The organism is Streptomyces sp. SCUT-3 (assembly GCF_014083985.1).
Taxonomy (GTDB): Bacteria; Actinomycetota; Actinomycetes; order Streptomycetales; family Streptomycetaceae; genus Streptomyces_H; species Streptomyces_H thermolineatus.
Genome location: NZ_CP046907.1, coordinates 4,086,216 through 4,102,526 on the forward strand (window position 1 = coordinate 4,086,216; position 16,311 = coordinate 4,102,526).

20 protein-coding genes and 1 tRNA gene are annotated in these 16,311 nt (G+C 69.5%); 18 read left to right on the forward strand and 3 right to left on the reverse strand.

Translation table 11 applies throughout. The features are described 5' to 3' along the window. Positions 1–84: 84 nt before the first annotated feature. Positions 85–2,190, reverse strand: a complete 2,106-nt coding sequence (locus tag GQS52_RS18080; protein ID WP_182314410.1) for a hypothetical protein — start codon at positions 2,188–2,190, stop codon at positions 85–87. A 315-nt stretch (positions 2,191–2,505) separates the two neighbouring features. Between GQS52_RS18080 and GQS52_RS18085 the strand changes: the two genes are divergently transcribed. Then, complete coding sequence (locus GQS52_RS18085) at positions 2,506–3,288, forward strand: GntR family transcriptional regulator (protein WP_182314411.1); 783 nt, start codon at positions 2,506–2,508, stop codon at positions 3,286–3,288. A 2-nt stretch (positions 3,289–3,290) separates the two neighbouring features. Here GQS52_RS18085 and GQS52_RS18090 read toward each other — a convergent pair whose 3' ends face one another. Further along, positions 3,291–4,424, reverse strand: coding sequence for a helix-turn-helix transcriptional regulator (locus GQS52_RS18090; RefSeq protein WP_182314412.1), 1,134 nt, complete (start codon positions 4,422–4,424; stop codon positions 3,291–3,293). A gap of 572 nt (positions 4,425–4,996) precedes the next feature. On the opposite strand from GQS52_RS18090, the gene GQS52_RS18095 reads away from it, so the two are divergent. The 17 genes from GQS52_RS18095 to GQS52_RS18175 all read left to right on the forward strand — a co-directional run bounded on the left by GQS52_RS18095 (position 4,997) and on the right by GQS52_RS18175 (position 15,829). Continuing rightward, a complete protein-coding gene (locus tag GQS52_RS18095; RefSeq protein WP_182314413.1) occupies positions 4,997–5,185 on the forward strand; it encodes a hypothetical protein in 189 nt (62 codons plus the stop codon). 16 nt (positions 5,186–5,201) lie between these two features. After that, positions 5,202–5,402 (forward strand): hypothetical protein, encoded by a 201-nt coding sequence (locus tag GQS52_RS18100; protein WP_182316769.1) that lies wholly within the window; start codon positions 5,202–5,204, stop codon positions 5,400–5,402. 165 nt (positions 5,403–5,567) lie between these two features. Further along, entirely contained in the window at positions 5,568–5,864 is a 297-nt protein-coding gene (locus tag GQS52_RS18105; RefSeq protein ID WP_182314414.1) for a hypothetical protein, read from the forward strand. Beyond that, positions 5,861–6,133, forward strand: coding sequence for a hypothetical protein (locus GQS52_RS18110; RefSeq protein WP_182314415.1), 273 nt, complete (start codon positions 5,861–5,863; stop codon positions 6,131–6,133). The genes GQS52_RS18105 and GQS52_RS18110 overlap by 4 nt, the downstream gene beginning before the upstream one ends. Before the next feature lie 98 nt (positions 6,134–6,231). Next, positions 6,232–7,284, forward strand: coding sequence for a DUF2637 domain-containing protein (locus GQS52_RS18115; protein WP_182314416.1), 1,053 nt, complete (start codon positions 6,232–6,234; stop codon positions 7,282–7,284). Next, positions 7,281–7,781, forward strand: coding sequence for a hypothetical protein (locus GQS52_RS18120; protein ID WP_182314417.1), 501 nt, complete (start codon positions 7,281–7,283; stop codon positions 7,779–7,781). Before GQS52_RS18115 ends, GQS52_RS18120 begins: the two co-directional genes overlap by 4 nt. 8 nt (positions 7,782–7,789) lie before the next feature. Further along, positions 7,790–8,158, forward strand: coding sequence for an RRQRL motif-containing zinc-binding protein (locus GQS52_RS18125; protein WP_182314418.1), 369 nt, complete (start codon positions 7,790–7,792; stop codon positions 8,156–8,158). A 29-nt stretch (positions 8,159–8,187) separates the two neighbouring features. Then, on the forward strand, positions 8,188–8,604 hold the full coding sequence (locus GQS52_RS18130) for an RNase adapter RapZ (protein ID WP_182314419.1): 417 nt from the start codon (positions 8,188–8,190) through the stop codon (positions 8,602–8,604). Positions 8,605–8,724: 120 nt separating this feature from the next. After that, positions 8,725–8,931 carry a hypothetical protein gene (locus tag GQS52_RS18135; RefSeq protein WP_182314420.1) on the forward strand — a complete coding sequence of 69 codons (207 nt, stop codon included), beginning with the start codon at positions 8,725–8,727 and terminating at the stop codon, positions 8,929–8,931. A gap of 113 nt (positions 8,932–9,044) precedes the next feature. After that, positions 9,045–11,192, forward strand: coding sequence for a cell division protein FtsK (locus GQS52_RS18140; protein ID WP_182314421.1), 2,148 nt, complete (start codon positions 9,045–9,047; stop codon positions 11,190–11,192). Between the two features lie 140 nt (positions 11,193–11,332). Then, entirely contained in the window at positions 11,333–11,584 is a 252-nt protein-coding gene (locus GQS52_RS18145; protein ID WP_182314422.1) for a hypothetical protein, read from the forward strand. 28 nt (positions 11,585–11,612) lie between these two features. Beyond that, entirely contained in the window at positions 11,613–11,807 is a 195-nt protein-coding gene (locus GQS52_RS18150; RefSeq protein WP_182314423.1) for a hypothetical protein, read from the forward strand. Between the two features lie 25 nt (positions 11,808–11,832). Beyond that, positions 11,833–12,084 carry a hypothetical protein gene (locus tag GQS52_RS18155; protein ID WP_182314424.1) on the forward strand — a complete coding sequence of 84 codons (252 nt, stop codon included), beginning with the start codon at positions 11,833–11,835 and terminating at the stop codon, positions 12,082–12,084. A gap of 104 nt (positions 12,085–12,188) precedes the next feature. After that, positions 12,189–13,073, forward strand: a complete 885-nt coding sequence (locus tag GQS52_RS18160) for a bifunctional DNA primase/polymerase (protein ID WP_182314425.1) — start codon at positions 12,189–12,191, stop codon at positions 13,071–13,073. After that, positions 13,070–14,095 (forward strand): AAA family ATPase, encoded by a 1,026-nt coding sequence (locus tag GQS52_RS18165; protein WP_259370842.1) that lies wholly within the window; start codon positions 13,070–13,072, stop codon positions 14,093–14,095. Before GQS52_RS18160 ends, GQS52_RS18165 begins: the two co-directional genes overlap by 4 nt. 142 nt (positions 14,096–14,237) lie before the next feature. Continuing rightward, positions 14,238–14,408, forward strand: a complete 171-nt coding sequence (locus tag GQS52_RS18170) for a helix-turn-helix domain-containing protein (protein WP_182314426.1) — start codon at positions 14,238–14,240, stop codon at positions 14,406–14,408. Next, positions 14,408–15,829: a tyrosine-type recombinase/integrase gene (locus tag GQS52_RS18175; protein WP_182314427.1), complete on the forward strand. Its 1,422-nt coding sequence runs from the start codon at positions 14,408–14,410 to the stop codon at positions 15,827–15,829. The genes GQS52_RS18170 and GQS52_RS18175 overlap by 1 nt, the downstream gene beginning before the upstream one ends. A gap of 140 nt (positions 15,830–15,969) precedes the next feature. Here GQS52_RS18175 and GQS52_RS18180 read toward each other — a convergent pair. Next, positions 15,970–16,042: transfer RNA gene (locus GQS52_RS18180), tRNA-Arg, on the reverse strand. Positions 16,043–16,311 lie beyond the last annotated feature (269 nt).

Sequence of the window (16,311 nt, forward strand, 5' to 3'; positions counted from 1 at the left end):
CCCTGAGCCCCCCTAAGGAAATCGACCAACAAGTTATTCAACTGACCTAGGATCTACTTCCTATTCCTCGCCAGCTACATCTGACTATTTTGTGAAATCAAGGAGCATTTTACTGATTCTCCCCATCGCGCTAGTTTCTTCCAGATCGCGAAGCTGTGATCGAGAAATACCCAACTTTGCGAATTCAGAAAAATCGAGCAGGTACATGCTCCTTTGTAGCTTCACACAGCCAATATGTTGGAGGAACTCCAGGACCGCCCGGGCACGCTTGTTCGTTCCAATCACTAGGTTATCCATCATAGGCTGATAGACGGCAGCTTCGCGTCGCTTCGCATCCTTGAATCGCAGGACAATCCTACGAAATTCGAGGTAAAGAGCTGACGCTTCTCGCGCTTCTGATGCCAACTTCGTAAAGTCCAGATCCTTCCTGTATCTGGACCAAGGAAACGGCAGCTCGTCGTCACAGACAATTAGCATGTCAGCCGATTCCACTTGGATTTTTACATTGTCACTAGTCACCGACTTTGCCGCGATGAATACCGGCAGGCCCTCCTTCTCTGCATAGACCTGCAATTCATTCGATGACACCATGAGGTCGCCGCATGAAATATAAACACGCGGGCCAAATTTGAACGATCGGTGGTCTCCTCCGAGGATCACCTCAGGCACTTCCCAAATATCAGTATGGCTCAACTCGCGTGGAAAGGAAAGAGTAGTGGTCCCTTCGTGAGACAGGAAATTAAGGGGGCGCATCACAGAATCACCGTTCGGACGTGATGCTACAAAGGTCGCTCTCAATCGATTGCCGAGCCGGCCGATAGTCATATGCAGTTCGTCTTCCGATTCGCACATTGACTTAAACGACTCGTAGAGAGCGCCAATCTCCTCGGAATGACAGGATGATACTTTTTCGGAATCCTCCGCTCCCAATGCGTGAGAAAAATATCCGAACATAGGGGAGTGTTTCCAGTCCGACGAAAGGAGGCTTTTCCGGATGGCCTGCAGTGATCTTCCCGGCGTTATAGGACTTGTCAAGGATCTAGCTGTCACATAGTCACGGAAGATGACATTGAACCACAAATCGCCACGTAGGAATGGGTGATTTACCAATTGAGCTTCTACGGCACTCTCGTAGGGATCACGCAATTCCGTTGGCAGTGTAACCGGGAGGTCCAAATCCAGCAGGAGATTTTCAACGTAGTCCAACAAGCGCGCGCACTGCTCTTCGGCTGAGTACAGGTTAGCTTCAATCGAAGAGTTCCCGTGCTGCTGAAACTCGTTTGTCTCTTTAAATTGCTGAACGAATTTATCCTGCTCGCGAGACAGGAGTTGGTCAATCACATTTGCAACGAGATTCCAATGCGCCAATCCTGACCTGCTGGACTCGTCAATATTCTTACTCAGGGTTGCAAAATTACCCACGGCCAAGTATTCGGCCGCAACGTCCAATACTGGAGCGTACCCGAGAAACTCTCGTACTGCCGCCTCTGACCAAATATTTTCTGTTTTGCGAGTTAGTGCTGAAGCGAGAGCTTTAAAGAGTTGATCCCGCGCTACTTCGTAAGGTCGAAGATACTTGCGGTGGACCATCTCCTTGCCTTGAATGCTGTAGACTTCACACACCTTTCTGTCGAGATAGTTCTCGGCTTGCTTCTCATTGAACGGCTGGATCTCAAAGTGAGAATACTGAAGATTGCGTTCTGTGAATACCTCTTGCAGTGATCGAGCGCTCTCCGCGCGCGAAAATACAACGATAGCGGGTCCTCCTGTTATCTGGGAAGCTGTGTCAGCGAGGCCGCGGACGAACGCACGGAAATTAGCTTGCCCAGACCTCACCTCGGCTTCATCCAGAGCGTCAATAAGAAGAGTTGCATTGGAATTCAACAAAGCTTCGGAAAACTCAGCATTCTTGCGAATTCCAAGCGACTTGGCTAGAGAACCCTCCAGTGTGGCATCCCCAACTTGCAGCCTTGAGAGATCGAGAACAGGGGCCTTAAGTAGGTTTCCGATGTAAGCGGCGGCGGTGCTCTTTCCCACCGCTGCTGGGGCTGTAACCAGAAGCAAAGATGGAGTTAGAGGAGCACAGCTTTGCACTTCGCGAACTTCGGGTACTTCGTAATTAGAGTTGGCTTCACGTTCTTCGTGGATTCCGTATTCAGTTGACTGCAGTCCAAGCCAATCGCGCTGCACGCTGAGGGTGTGGCAGAGATCAGAGAGAAGCAATTTCAATCGCCCTTCCGGTGTGATCTATATAGCAAAGTTAGTACTAGCAGCTCGGCGGGCTCTCCGCATGCTGAATCAGATATCTAAAGGTATGTCTTGATTGGTCGCATACGTGACTATTTTTATTTTCTGGGACTAGATGCGCCATTTGTCAAATTGATAGATGATTGGAGATTCTTAATACTTTTGAGCAACGAAGAGCTGAGTTGGGCAGGGTCAGGTGCACATCTGGGCGCGTAACCTGGTGTGCACCAGTGAAGCGAGTCGGGAGTGTGCAAGGGGATGGGCACGACGACGGCGCGGGTTGAGGCCGCGATCCGTGGGCGGATCACATCGGGAGAACTGGAGCCGGGTGCCAAGTTGCCGTCCGAGCGCACGCTGACGAAGGAGCTGTCGGCCGGCCGCACGACCATCCGCGCAGTGCTTGCGAGGCTCGTGACCGAGGGGTTGGTGGAGGCGCAGCATGGGCGAGGGTACTTCGTGGCCAAGATGCCGACGGTGAGTCGAAGCGTAGTCAGTAACCCGGCGGTAGAGCTGGAGCCTTGGAAGATCCATGGTGAGCGGCGGATTTACGACAACCGCTGGGTGAAGCTGGACCTGGTCGACGTCGAGCCCCCGGGCACTGAGCGGTTCGAGCACCACGTGGTGCGGCTTCACCACGTCGCCATTTCTGCAGTGTTGGACGACCAGGACCGCGTTCTCATGCTCTGGCGCTACCGCTTCGTTCCGCAGAAGTGGGGGTGGGAGCTCCCCGGTGGAATCGTGGATGCGGGCGAGGACGCTCACAGCGCCGCGCTGCGGGAGGTGGAGGAAGAGACCGGCTGGCGGCCGGTGTCGCTCAAGCACGTGACCACCTATGAGCCCATGGTGGGGATGGTGGAGTCGCCCCACGAAATCTTCGTGGGGCGAGGTGCTGAGCACGTGGGAGAGCCCACCGACGCCGAAGAGTCCGGCCACGTCGCGTGGATTCCGCTCAAGGACGTGCCGACGCTCATGGCCCGCGGTGAGCTGCTGGGGTCCGGCACCCTCGTGGCACTCCTGTACCTGCTGGCCTCAAGGGAGTAGCCCTACAACTCGCCGGTGAGCTGCTCGATCCGGCGGCGGTGACGTACGGAGCCGGTCCTGTTGGCCAGCAGGCGGGCTTGCTGGAGGTGGGTCCTGGCTTCCTCGTGTTCTCCGCGAACCAGGTGGGCTTGGGCCAGGTCGCACCGAAGGCCGGAAGCTGCTCGTACGAAGGTGGGGTCCATCGCAGCGAGTGCGTCGTAGGAGGCTGTCACGGCGTCGTCGTTGCCCAGGAGCACGAGGGCGTTTCCTCGCCACCGGGCGAGGTGCGCCCTGTTGAGGAAGATGCTGGGCATGTCCGAGTCCCGTGCTTCTTCACCGCCCGGTAGAACCGCGGCGGCCGCGTCCAGCGCCTGGCGGCACTCGTCTGGCCGCCCGGCTCGCGCGCACAGTTCTGCCTCTGCTGCGTAGAGCCATGCGGTGAGTCGGGGGGACAGTCGTGTTCCTCCGGCTTGCCGTGCGTCTCGTATCAGCTCCACACCGAGCTCCGGCCGCCCGGCGTCAGCCAGGACGTAAGCCTGCTCTCCCTTGGCGTGGGCCAAGTACATCGGCTCGTCGGCTTCCTGGGCTGCCCGTTTGCCCAGTTCGTAGTTACGCCAGGCCCGGTCGACGGCTCCGGCGTCCAGCGCCTGCCAGGCCGCGAGCGTTGCTGCGCCGGCGAGGGCGCGGGCGATGGGGCGCCGGGTTCCGGGGAGGACGGCGAAAGTCAGGGCTTCCTCGAGTGCCGCGAGGTGGCCGGCCATTTGGTCCACGAGGCTCGCGGCGCCCATCTGTCTGTCCATGGAACGCAGGAGCTCGGTCTGGTTCATGAACGTGTCCACCATGGTGAGGCTGACGCTGCGGGCCGAATCCACCCGGCTGATCAGTTCCTCGTAGCCGTCGACGGGGGCCGCTGCGAGAGGCCGCGGTTCTTCCTTGAAGAGTTCGCGGTCGGTCATCCCCAGCAGTGCCCGTAGGACGGCTGCGTATCGGGACGAGACTGTGCGCCGGCCGTTCTCCCACTCGGAGACGTAGACGCGCAGGCTCGCCGTCGAGGCAACGTCCAGCACGTGCTGCCGAGCATGGCGCTCGATCTCGCGCACCAGCCGTTCCTGCGACCACCCTCGTGCCTTGCGAGCCTGCCGCAGTTTCTCGCTCATCAGCTGCGCCCCCGTGCTGGTCGGTCCGACTGCCGTGCACAGCAGGATGCCCGAAGAAGCCGCAGGTCGTCAGGGGTTAACACGCACGGGGTTAACCCCTGTTGGCTACCGGGGCCTCGTCCACCAGGGGTTTCCTGACACTGTCGCCGATCACCGAGAGCAACTGGTCGGAGACTCATTTCTTGACAGTGGTGCGCACCAGTTGCTGTACTGATGCGCACCAGTTGGGGAGTGGTTCCGGCGGGCTTCTTCGGCCTGCTGGAGCCCCATGCCCACACCGGAGCGCCCGGAGGGCCCCGTGAGACGGGCCCGAAGGAAGCGCTCGTTCCTTGAGAACTGAACAGTGAACTTGCGACGGGGTGAGAGTCCCCGTCCCCGCGACGGCCGGGTGATGCCGTCGGCGGCACGTTCCGTGCACCGGCTCTGGAGAACACGCGGACCACCTCGCGTGCCACCCGCTGCAAGCCGCCCTGCTGGCGTCAGAGCAGAGACAACGATGACGCTGCCGAACGCAGGCTCGGTACGCCCCTGGCAGGGCAAGCCCTGCAGGCCCGCACGACGGGCTACCACCGATGCACTTCCCGGCCGGCCCCCGCGACAGGGCGGCCGGTTCGCCTGTCGGCCGTACGACGGACTGGCAGTTGCCCGCGCTGCTCAAGCCCTGCGGCCTGAGCAGCAAGGGGAGCCACGGTCCGGCTCCGTCCACCGACATGCAGAAGGGCGCGCCCTCCGCCTGGCAGCTTCCGGGCGCGCCCTCGTGACCCCCAGGAGGGATCAATGAGGAGCGTATTCGGCTCCCGCAGTTCCGACCAGTCCCAGGCGGGCAACGGCCCGTCGCCGGAGGCCCAGCGGCTGCTGGACGAGGCGGCCAAGGACTACGCCAAGCACAACAGCGCCGAGACGCAGGCGGCCTACCGCGAGCAGCTCGGCCAGGTCATCACGAACGGCAACGCGCAGGCCGGCTCCGCCCGGCGCTGACCGCTGCCCGTACGTCACCCGCCTCCGGCGCGGTGGCCGGCCCCGCCCAGGGGCGGCCGCCGCGCCGGTTGGCGCACCCACAGGACTTGCCCGGGGCGGCCCACTCCCGACCAAGGACCGACCGCCCCGGGCTTCCCCGTCCGATTCACGACAGGAGCACTCCCTATGAGGAGCTTCATCGGCCGCCACCAGGCCGTCACCGACGACGACTTCTTCGAACTCGCCCTGGGCACCCCGCTGGAATTGTGGCTGGGGGAGGAGGGCGAGAGCGACGAGGAGCGCGCGGCCCGTCTGGACGCGGCGCGCGACATCCTCGCCGACGACCCCGGCCTGTACGACCGCGCGGTCCGCGCGGCGGTGCGGGCCGTCGAGCACGACGCCCCGCACCTCCTGGTCCTGCCGATCACCCCGCGCCCGGTCGCGGCCGGGCGCCGCGCGGTCTGGAAGCAGGTGGCCGCGTGACCACCCCGGAGAACACCGCCCCGGCACGCTGCCGGGCCGCCCACCCCGACGACCCCACCGCCTGCACGGGCGCGGGGGACGCCGCGGTGGTCGCCGACCGCACCGGCACCCGCGTCCCCGGCTGTGTGCTGCACGCCGCCCGGATGCTGGCCTCCCTGGACGGCGGCACCGTCCACCCCGGGAGCGTTCACGGCGCCGCGACCGATGTTCACCGCCTCGCCGCGAGCACGCCGCCGTTCGCTTGGTGGCAGGACGGGGGTGCCCAGTGAGCCGCACCGCACCGCCGGACTCCACCGTCCCGGCCCCGCCCCCGACCACTGCGCCGGCCCCGGCTCCGGCAGGGGCCGGGACGGCTGTTCACCGCACGGTGAACGCTGTTCAGATCCGTTCGGCCGAGCGCGCGTTGTCGGTGGGGACGTGGTTGATCGTCGCCGGGGCGATGCTCTACAGCGTCCTGACCGTCACCCCGCTGATGTGGAAGCACACCCCGGACGGGTGGCAGTGGACGGCACCGATCCTGCCGGTCGTCGTGGACGCCGCGGTGGTCATCGTCGTCCGGCTCGATTCCGTGCTGGCCCGCTTGGGTGGGCACGGCGGCCGGTGGCCGATCGCCCTGCGCTGGATGACCGGCGGCATGACCCTCGCGCTGAACGTGGCCGACTCCGCCCTCAAACGCGACCCGGTCGGGGTGGCCGTCCACGCCGTCGCTCCGCTGCTGCTCATCGTCACCGCGGAGACCGGCCTGGCCTACCGCCGGGCCATCGCCGCGGCCGTGGCCGCCCTCGCCGCCCAGGAGGCCGCCGAGCGGGCCGCCCGCGAGCATGCGGCCGCCGAGCGGGCGCGGCTGGCCCGGGAGGAGCGCGAGGCCGCCCGGGAGGCGGCCGAGCGGCGGGCGCGGGAGGAGCGCGAGCACGCCGCCCGGCTGGAGCGTGAACGCGACGAACGCGAGCGTGAACGCGCCCGGGAGGAGCGTGAGCACGCCGAGCGGATGCGGCGTGAGGAGTGGGAGCGGGCCGAGCGGCGGGAGGCCGCCGAGCGGGCCGAGCGCGAGCGCCGTGAACGCGAGCGTGAACAGGAACAGCGCGAGCGTGAACGGCGCGAACGCGAAGAGGCCGAGCGTGAACGCCGTGAACGCCAGCGTGAACACGAACGCCGCGAGCGTGAACGCCGTGAACGGGCCGAGCGGGAGGCCGCAGAGAGGGCCGCCCTGCTTGCCCTCGGCCCCGCCGAGGAGAAGCGGCCGGAGGAGGAGGCCCTGCAGATCGTGCGGGCCGCCTTCACTGAGGGCCTGCCGGTGCGCGGCGCGGCCGAGCTGACCGGCTGGTCCCTCGGCTGGGTCTCCGCCCGCTACCAGGACCTGCGCGACACCCACACCCCCACCGCCCCCACCGTCCGCGTCCTTGAGGAGAGCGCCGCATGATCACCGTCTGCCGCACCCGCACCCTGCAGGCCCTGCGCGCCGACTTGGCCACCGCCGAGGAGGCTACTGCCGCTGCCCGCAGCGAGGCCGCCGGCCACCGTCAGGAGGCCGGGACCGCCATCGCCACCGCGGTCCGTGCCGAGACGGTCGCCGAGGAGCTGCGGGCCCGACTGGCCACCGCGGCGGCCGAGGCTGCCCGCGCCGCCGGGGAGCTGGAGGCGCTGCGCGCCCAGGTCTTTCTCGACACCGAGGACCGGGCGGCGCTGCGCATGCTGCTGCGCACGGCCCGCAGGTCGGCCGCACCTCGGCACGTCTTCGCGCTCCTGCGCCGCGGGGAGCTGCACAGCGTCCACGCCACCTGGGAGGAGGCCCACGCCGCCGCGGAGGCCGAGGGCGCCTCGCCCACCGGATGGGCCCCCCACCCCCCAGGGGAGCTGCGCCCGGCCTCCGAGGTCGAGTGGCGGGTGCAGCCGGTTCCCCTCGGCGGTGCCCGGTGATTGCCCGGATGCGGTTCTACGACCCCGACGGAACCCGCTACGGCATCCCCACCTACCCGTGGCGCATGGCCCCCGAGGGACTGGCCACCCGGCGGCAGTTACGCACCGCCGGGTTGCGGCCGGGCGGGCAGGAAGTGGCCGCACAGGTGATGTGGCGCTCGCGCCGTTCCCGCACCGGGATCCGCGTCGCCTACCTCTACCCGCTCGCCGGCGCCCGCCCGGTACGCCCGATGACCCCGGCCAAACGGGCGGCGCTCACCAAGGCGAACGCCGCCCGCCGCCGGTGCCCGCAGTGCCACCGCGACGCCGGATACACCCTGCCGACCTCGCTCGGCTGCTGCGCCTCGTGCGCTGGCCTCCCCGCGCTCGCCGCGTGATTGTCCCTCCGCCGACAAGGAGTTGTGCTGTGCCTGTTCAGAACCCCGATGTGCGGATCGTCTCGTTCGGCTACCTGCACGGCGAACCGCCCGCCGCTCACCTGACCGCCGACCTGCGGGTGCACTTCCGCGACCCGCACGTCAGCCCCGAGCTGCGGTACATGACCGCCGAGGACCAGGCGGTGCGCGACGCGGTGCTGGGCACCGCCGGTATCCCCCAGCTCGTCGCCACCCTCGCCGACGCGGTCACGGCCTACCGCTCCGGCCCCTCCGCCGGGCCGCTCACCGTCGCCGTCGGCTGCGCGGGCGGCCGTCACCGCGCCGCCACCGTCGCGGCCGCCCTGGCCGACCGGCTGGCCGGGATGGACGTCCCCGCCGACGTCGTCCACCGCGACCTGCACCGGGCCGTGGTCGAGCGCGGCCCGGACGGCACCGCCGCCCGCTGACGGCTGCCTGTCCCCGCCCGGCCCGCGGCCGCCGCGCCGCACGGCCGGGCGGGGGCGGGGAGCCGGAACAGCCGGCCCCGCACCGCCACACCCGTACCAGTGCTTGAGAGGAGCCCCGTGATGGGCCTGTTCGGCAAGAAGACCGCCCGCTACGAGACCGAGGTTGACGTCCAGACCAAGGACGGCAAGTCCGTGACCTACCGCGGCGACGGCGTCGGCCCGGCCGGGCTGACCGGCGACCAGATCCTCAACTCCGCCGAGGCCGCCGCCCTGGCCCAGGAGCCGGGCGGCCGGGTGACCGGCTCCCGCGCCCGCCGGGCCCGCTGACGGCCGCCTGCCTGCCGCACCACCGCGTTCGAGCACGTCATCGAGGGCCCGGCCGCCAGCCGACCAAAGCGCCGGCCGGGCCCTCTCACTCCCCATGAAGGAGCACTGTCATCGTGACCGACATCAACATCCCTGACCAGCCGGGGGCGCCGGAGCGTCCCGGTGCCGCGCCGGTGGTGGACATCGCCACCAAGCGCCCCGCCCCCGCTGCCGAGCAGCTGGCCGAGGCCGACCCGGAGGTCGTCGTCCCGGTGGACGGCCCGGCCCCGGACGGCCCCGGCTTCCTGGGCCGGATCGCCGGGGCCCGGCGGCGGCCGATCCTGCCCGCGTGGCTGCTCTCCCGCGCCGAGCTGGCCGCCGCCGCGCGGTGGGTGGCCGGCCACTACGCCCACCTGACCGGCTACCACGCGGTGCGCGCCCCGGTCTACGCCGCGAAGCTGGCCCTGCGGGCCCCGGCCGGGGCCGCGCGGCTGACCGGCGGCACCCTGCGGTGGGTGCGCGACGCCGAGGGCGAGCCGGTGCGGCTGGCCGCGGTGCGCCGCGAGGACGCCGCCGAGTACCTCAAGCTCTCCCGGCAGCGGGACGGCCGGGTGCGGCTGCGCACCCTGCTCGCCACCCTCGCCTCCCTGACCGGCCTGACCACCGCCCTCGCCCTGTACGTCCTGGCCCCGGGGTGGCTGCAGGCCGTCTCGGTCACCGCCGTGCTGCTGGCCCTGGGCCGGGCCGGCACCCCCGCGGACGCCCCGGTGGCCACCCGGGCGGTGGAGGTGCCCAAGGCCCAGAAGCTCACCAGCGACATCGTCCTGCGCGCCCTCGGCTCGCTGGGCATCCCGGCGATCAACCAGGCCATGGGCAAGGGCCGCGACGGCTTCACCTTCACCGCCCCCATCACCCGCGACGGCCCCGGCTGGCGCGCCGAGGGCGACCTGCCCTACGGCGTCACCGTCACCGACGTGATCGACAAGCGCGACAAGCTCGCCTCCGGACTGCGCCGCCCGCTGGGCTGCGTGTGGCCCGAGGCGGTGCCCGAGGAGCACACCGGCCGCCTGGTCCTGTGGGTCGGAGACCAGGACATGTCCAAGGCCAAGCAGCCCGCCTGGCCGCTGCTCAAGGCCGGGGCGGTGGACCTGTTCAAGCCCGTGCCGTTCGGCACCGACCAGCGCGGCCGCTGGGTCGAGCTGACCCTGATGTACATCGCTGCGGTTATCGGGGCGATCCCGCGCATGGGCAAGACCTTCCTGCTGCGCCTGCTGCTGCTCATCGCCGCCTTGGACCCGCGCGCCGAGCTGCACACCTACGACCTCAAGGGCACCGGCGACCTGGACCCGGTCGGCGACCGCGTCGCCCACCGCCACCGCGCCGGCGACGAAGACGACGACATCGAGTACGCCCTGGCCGACATGCGCGCCCTGCGCGAGGAACTGCGCCGCCGCGCGAAGGTGATCCGCAACCTGCCGCGCGACATCTGCCCCGAGTCCAAAGTCACCTCGGAGTTGGCGTCGAAGAAGTCGCTGGGGCTGCACCCGATCGTGGTCGGGGTGGACGAGTGCCAGGTGTGGTTCGAGCACCCCAAGCACGGCGGGGAGCTCGAGGAGATCTGCACCGACCTGGTCAAGCGCGGCCCGGCCACCGGCATCGTGCTGATGCTGGCCACCCAGCGCCCCGACGCCAAGGCCCTGCCCACCGGCATCTCGGCGAACGCCTCGGCCCGGTTCTGCCTGAAAGTCATGGGCCAGCTGGAGAACGACATGGTCCTGGGCACCTCCGCCTACAAGCGCGGGGTGCGGGCCACGATGTTCGCCTGGGCCGACAAGGGCGTGCACTACTTCGTCGGCGAGGGCGCCGACGCCCGCATCGTCCGGTCCGTCTTCGCCGACGCGGTCACCGCCGACCGCATCGCCCTGCGCGCCCGCAAGCTCCGCGAGGACGCCGGCACCCTGTCCGGCCACGCCCTGGGCGAGGAGCCCGAGACCGACCCGGGCACCTCGTTCGACCTGCTCGCCGATGTCCTCGCCGTCGTCCCGGCCGCCGAGGCCAAGGTGTGGAACGAGACCCTGGCCGAGCGGCTGGCCGAACTGCGCCCGGAGGTCTACGACGGCTGGGCCGCCGAACAGCTCACCACCGCCTTGAAGCCGTTCGGCATCGAGACGGTGCAGATCGGCCGCCGCGTGGACGGCAAGGTCGTCAACCGCCGCGGCATCGAACGCGCCAAGATCGCCGCTGCCGTCGCGGAGCGTGACGGAAAGCGCGACGTCGGATGACCCGCCGGGGCCGCTGACGCTAGCGGATACGCCCGCTAACGTTAGCGGCCTCGCTAGCGCCTCACATCGTCCCTGATCAGGCCGCTAGCGGATAGCGGCCTCCCCTCCGCACGCCCCGAAACCGGCCCGGGAGGCCCGCCGTGACCCTCGTCGCCACCGCTATACCCCTCGCCCTGCTCGTCACCCTCGGTTACGCCGCCGTGTGCGCCGCCAACCCGTTCGCCGCCTGCCGACGGTGCGGCGGCATGGGCCACGCCCTGACCACCGACCGCAAGGGACGGCCCCGGCGCGGCAAGGACTGCCGCCGCTGCAAGGCCACCGGGCGGCGCATCCGCACCGGCCGCCGACTGTTCCACCGCGCCGCCCGCATCCACCGCGACGGCACCCGCTGACCCCTCGCTCCGGAAGGAGGCACCACCCGTGGTTCTGACCGTCTCCCTCGTCCTGCTCTTCGGCCTCGCCCTGGCCTTCCTGCTCAAGACCGGCGCCCTCGGCCCCGGCTCCGCCTTCACCGCCGTGATCTTCGGCTTCCTGCTCGCCGGGACCGGCGCCTACGGCCCCGTCAACGGACTGCTCACCGCCCTCGCCCAGGCCGTCCCCGGCATCGACCCCTGAGGGCCCTCCCGGAAGGAGACGACCGATGAACGCCGACCTGATCGCCGCTGCCGTCCTGTTCGGCCCCGGCGTCCTCATCACCCCGCCCGTGCTCCTCGCCCGGCGTCGCGTCCTGCGCGAGGACGCCGCCATCGCCCAGGCCCTGGCTGAGAACACTGCGCCCGCCGACCCCGGCGTCCCGCTCGACGGCGGCCAACCCCAACCCCAGCCCCGGCCCGAGCCGGACACCGGCGAGCTCGCCGACGTGATCCCGCTCCCCGTCCGCCGCGCCGCCTGACCGAAGGCACGCGGAACGCAAAGCGCCCGGGGCGGCCCACTCCCGACCAAGGACCGGCCGCCCCGGGCTTCACCTGTCCGATTCACAGAACAGGAGACCCCAGCATGACGCATAACCCCGCCCCCGCGCTGCTGTCGGCGGCACTGACCGCCGCGGAACGCGGCTGGCCCGTCTTCCCCCTCCGCCCCGGCGACAAGCGCCCGGCCGTGGCCGCGTGGGAGCAGCGGGCCACCACCGACCGGGCCCGCATCACCCGCTGCTGGCAGGCCGGCCCCTACAACGTCGGCTTGGCCACCGGCCCCGGCCGCCTGGTCGTGGTCGACCTCGACACTCCCAAGCACCCCGGCGACACCCCGCCGGAGGAGTGGGCCCTGCCCGGCGTGGTCGACGGTGCCGACGTCCTGGCGGTGCTGTGCGAGCGGCACGACCAACCCTTCCCCACCGAGACGTACAGCGTCCGCACCGGCCGCGGCGGAACCCACCTGTACTTCACCGCCCCGGCCGGGACCGAGCTGCGCAACACTAGCGGCAGGCTCGGCTGGAAGATCGACACCCGTGCCGCGGGCGGCTACGTCGTCGCCCCGGGAAGCACCGTCGCCGACCTGCCTTACACCGTCGTCCACGACGCGCCCCCGGCCCCGCTGCCCGACTGGCTCGCTGAGCTGCTGCGCCCCGCCCCGCTGCCGCCGCAGCAGCCGGTGGCCGTACCCCTGGTCACCGACAGGCGCAGCGCCTACCTGCGCCGCGCGCTCGACGGCGAACGGGCACGAGTCACCGGCGCCCCGCCCGGCGAGCGCAACAACGCGCTCTACCTCGCAGCCGTCGCCCTCGGCCAGCTCGTCGCCGGCGGCGCGCTCGCCGAGGACGAGGTGACCGCCTGGCTCACCGACGCCGCCCGGCAGGTCGGCCAGGGCGCGGGCGAGACCGCGCGCACCATCCGGTCCGGCCTGCGGGCCGGCGCCCAGCGCCCGAGGACGGTCGCCGCGTGACCGTCCCGCACCCCGCCTCCCCCCACCTGCACGCCGTCCCGCCGCCGAACGTCCCGCAGGACGCACCGAAGCCGCGGATCCAGACGGCGTGGACGGCGGCCGAGCTGATGGCCGCCGAGTTCCCCGAACCGCGCTGGGCCGTGCCCGGCATCATCTGCGAGGGGGTCAACCTGCTCGCCGGACCGCCCAAGGTGGGCAAGTCCTGGATGTCCCTGGGCCTGGGGTTGTCGGTGGCCGCCGGGGAGAACGCCTTCGACACGCAGCCGGTCGAACGCGGCCCGGTGCTCTACCTCGCCCTCGAGGACACCCCGCGCCGCCTGCAGTCCCGCATGGGCAAACTCCTTGGCGGCCGCCCGGCCCCGAAGGAACTCACCCTCGCCACCCAGTGCCCGCCCCTGCCCCAGGGCGGCACCGAGGCCATCGCCAACTGGCTCGACCGCAACCCCGACGCCCGCATGGTCGTCATCGACGTCTTCGCCAAGATGCGCGGTCCGTCCCTGCCCGGCGCCTCGGCCTACGACGCCGACTACGCCGCCGTCGGCCGCGCCAAGCGGCTCGCCGACCACTACGGCGTGGCCGTCGTCCTGGTCCACCACGTCCGCAAGGCAGGCTCGGACGACTTCCTCACCGAGGTCTCCGGCACCAACGGACTCGCCGGCGCCGCCGACGCCACCCTCGTCCTCAAGCGCGGCCGCGGCCAGGCCGACGGCGTCCTGCACGTCACCGGCCGCGACGTGGACGAGGCCGAGTACGCGCTGTCCTTCCAGGCCGCCTCCGGCGCCTGGTGCCTGCTGGACGGCCCCGTCGCCGAGCACACCATCGGCGACACCCGGGCCACGATCCTGCGCTACGTCAAGGCCCACCCCGGCGTGCGGCCCAAGGACCTGTCCGAGGCCACCGGCATCGAGATCAGCCTGGCCCGCAAGACCTGCGCGCGCATGGCCGACGACTGCCAACTGCGGCGCGACGCCGCCGGCGCCTACTACGCCCCCGAAGCCGGGACAGCCGAGGACAGGGCATGAGGTGTCCCGGCTGTCCTTCTGTCCCGGCTTACCGCCTGACCTGCGAAAACAGCCGGGACAGTGCCAAGTGCGCACTGTCCCGGCTGTCCCGGCTCACCGAGAGGAACGTGAACTGAACACCGCAGTAGCCGGACGCCGCACGATGCTCACGCTCACCGAGGTCTGCGAGGAACTGCAGATCTCCCGCTCCACCTTCTACGACTGGCGGCAGAAGGGCCGCGCGCCCCGCTGCATCAAGCTCCCCAACGGGGACCTCCGCATCCGCCGCAGCGACTTCGACCACTGGCTCGACGACCGCGAGGACCGCGGCTGATGGACACTACGTACGACGTCCGGATCTGGAAGATCAGCGCTTACAAGGGCAAGCGTGGGACGACCTACACGGTCCGGTGGGCCGTGGCCGGAGAACGGCGGCGAGAGACCTTCGCGACGTTCGCCCAGGCCGACGCCTTCCGCGCCGAGCTGGTCGGCGCCACCCGTCGTGGCGAGGCGTTCAGCCTCGCCACGGGGTTGCCCGTCTCGCACCGTTCCGGGGCCGCTGCCGTGAGCTGGTACGACTTCGCCGTCCAGTTCGTGGACGCGAAGTGGTCCCGCAGCTCGGCGAACAACCGCAAGAACGTCGCCAAGGCGTTCATGACGGTGACCGTCGCTCTCCTGCGGAGCGAGCCGAGGAACTTCCGGCCCGTCATGGTCCGTACGGCGCTGCGGGAGTGGGCGTTCAACCGCAACCGGCGCGACGGCGCGCCGCCCGAAGTGGCCGCCGTCCTGAGGTGGGTGGAGCGGAACACGCTCACCATGGCGGCCTGGGAGGACCCGACGAAGGTGGAGGAGGTGATGGAGGCCATCGCCACGAAACTCGACGGGACACCGGCTGCGGCCTCGACGGTGAAACGCAACCGCCGGGTGCTCAACGTCGCCCTCGAGTACGCGGTCAAGCGCGGCGTCCTGAAGGCCAATCCGCTGCCGAAGGGGAAGGGGACCAGCCCCCGGACCTCGACGGCGGTGGACAAGCGGTCGCTGCTCAACCCGGTCCAGGCGGCCGCGCTGCTCGGCTGGATCCGTAGCCGGCCCCGGGGCGGCCCGCGGCTGCACGCCTTCTTCGCCACCCTCTACTACGCCGGACTGCGGCCGGAGGAAGCCGTGGCCCTGCGGGTGCGCGACGCCCACCTGCCGCCAACTGGTTGGGGCGAGCTCCTGGTGCACACCGCCACCCCGGAAGTGGGCCGCCGGTGGACCGACTCCGGTCAGATCCACGACACCCGGCACCTCAAGGGCCGTGCCCAGGGCGACACGCGCCCGGTGCCGTGCCATCCGTCCCTGGCAGCGATCCTGCGCGAGCACATCGCCGACGAGGGACTGCGGGCCGGCGACCGGCTGTTCAACGGCGAGAAGGGAGGCGTCCTGGCGGGATCGGTCTTCCGCCGGGCCTGGGAGAAGGCCCGGAAAGAAGTACTGGCCGAAGACCTGTACGCCTCGCCCCTGGGCAAGCGTGTGTACGACTTGCGGCACACGTGTCTGACGACGTGGCTGAACAACGGCGTTCCACCGGCCCAGGTGGCCGAATGGGCCGGCAACAGCGTCGCCGTCCTCCTGGCCACCTACGCCCGCTGCATCTCCGGCCAGACCGAGGATCTCCAGCGGCGCATCGAGGCCGCGCAGGACATCTCCGGGCTGGCACCCGAGCCGGAGTCGTCCCGCAGAACTTCGACACGTATTCGGCACAGACAGCCGTAGAAACCCGCTGACGGCCGGACACAGCCGGACGCCGCGACCCTCCGGGGGAGCGGCGTCCGGCTTTTCTGCGTTCGGGGCGCACCCGCTCTGACCAGCAAAAACGCCCCTCCGCGAGGGAGGGGCGACGTGGGGTGGTGGAGTGCCCCCGGCAGGACTCGAACCTGCGACCAAGTGCTTAGAAGGCACCTGCTCTATCCGCTGAGCTACGGGGGCGGGACGTGGTGCGCGGCGCTCTCCTGCCCCCTGCGTGCCGTCCGCGGCTCGGCGGGCTCAGCGGTTCCGTGACCTTGCCGGAGACAAGGATAGAGCGCTTTGTACCTCGTGCTCGCTGCTTCACGCCCGTGCCACGTTGTGGAGGTTCCGTGAAGCAGCCTGAATGATTGCAGTCCCGGGCGTGGAACGCATCGATTTTTCGGCCACTCGGGGCGGCTGTTGTGCACTCGTTATGCCCGCGTTGCTCCGATCGTTGCCTCTGTCCGGGG

Coding starts and splice junctions, on each gene's coding strand:
- GQS52_RS18160 (WP_182314425.1), top strand. CDS start 12,189: ATGACGCATAACCCCGCCCCCGCGCTGCTGTCGGCGGCACTGACCGCC.
- GQS52_RS18170 (WP_182314426.1), top strand. CDS start 14,238: ATGCTCACGCTCACCGAGGTCTGCGAGGAACTGCAGATCTCCCGCTCC.
- GQS52_RS18155 (WP_182314424.1), top strand. CDS start 11,833: ATGAACGCCGACCTGATCGCCGCTGCCGTCCTGTTCGGCCCCGGCGTC.
- GQS52_RS18100 (WP_182316769.1), top strand. CDS start 5,202: ATGAGGAGCGTATTCGGCTCCCGCAGTTCCGACCAGTCCCAGGCGGGC.
- GQS52_RS18120 (WP_182314417.1), top strand. CDS start 7,281: ATGATCACCGTCTGCCGCACCCGCACCCTGCAGGCCCTGCGCGCCGAC.
- GQS52_RS18090 (WP_182314412.1), bottom strand. CDS start 4,424: ATGAGCGAGAAACTGCGGCAGGCTCGCAAGGCACGAGGGTGGTCGCAG.
- GQS52_RS18135 (WP_182314420.1), top strand. CDS start 8,725: ATGGGCCTGTTCGGCAAGAAGACCGCCCGCTACGAGACCGAGGTTGAC.
- GQS52_RS18125 (WP_182314418.1), top strand. CDS start 7,790: ATGCGGTTCTACGACCCCGACGGAACCCGCTACGGCATCCCCACCTAC.
- GQS52_RS18175 (WP_182314427.1), top strand. CDS start 14,408: ATGGACACTACGTACGACGTCCGGATCTGGAAGATCAGCGCTTACAAG.
- GQS52_RS18095 (WP_182314413.1), top strand. CDS start 4,997: ATGCACTTCCCGGCCGGCCCCCGCGACAGGGCGGCCGGTTCGCCTGTC.
- GQS52_RS18105 (WP_182314414.1), top strand. CDS start 5,568: ATGAGGAGCTTCATCGGCCGCCACCAGGCCGTCACCGACGACGACTTC.
- GQS52_RS18085 (WP_182314411.1), top strand. CDS start 2,506: ATGGGCACGACGACGGCGCGGGTTGAGGCCGCGATCCGTGGGCGGATC.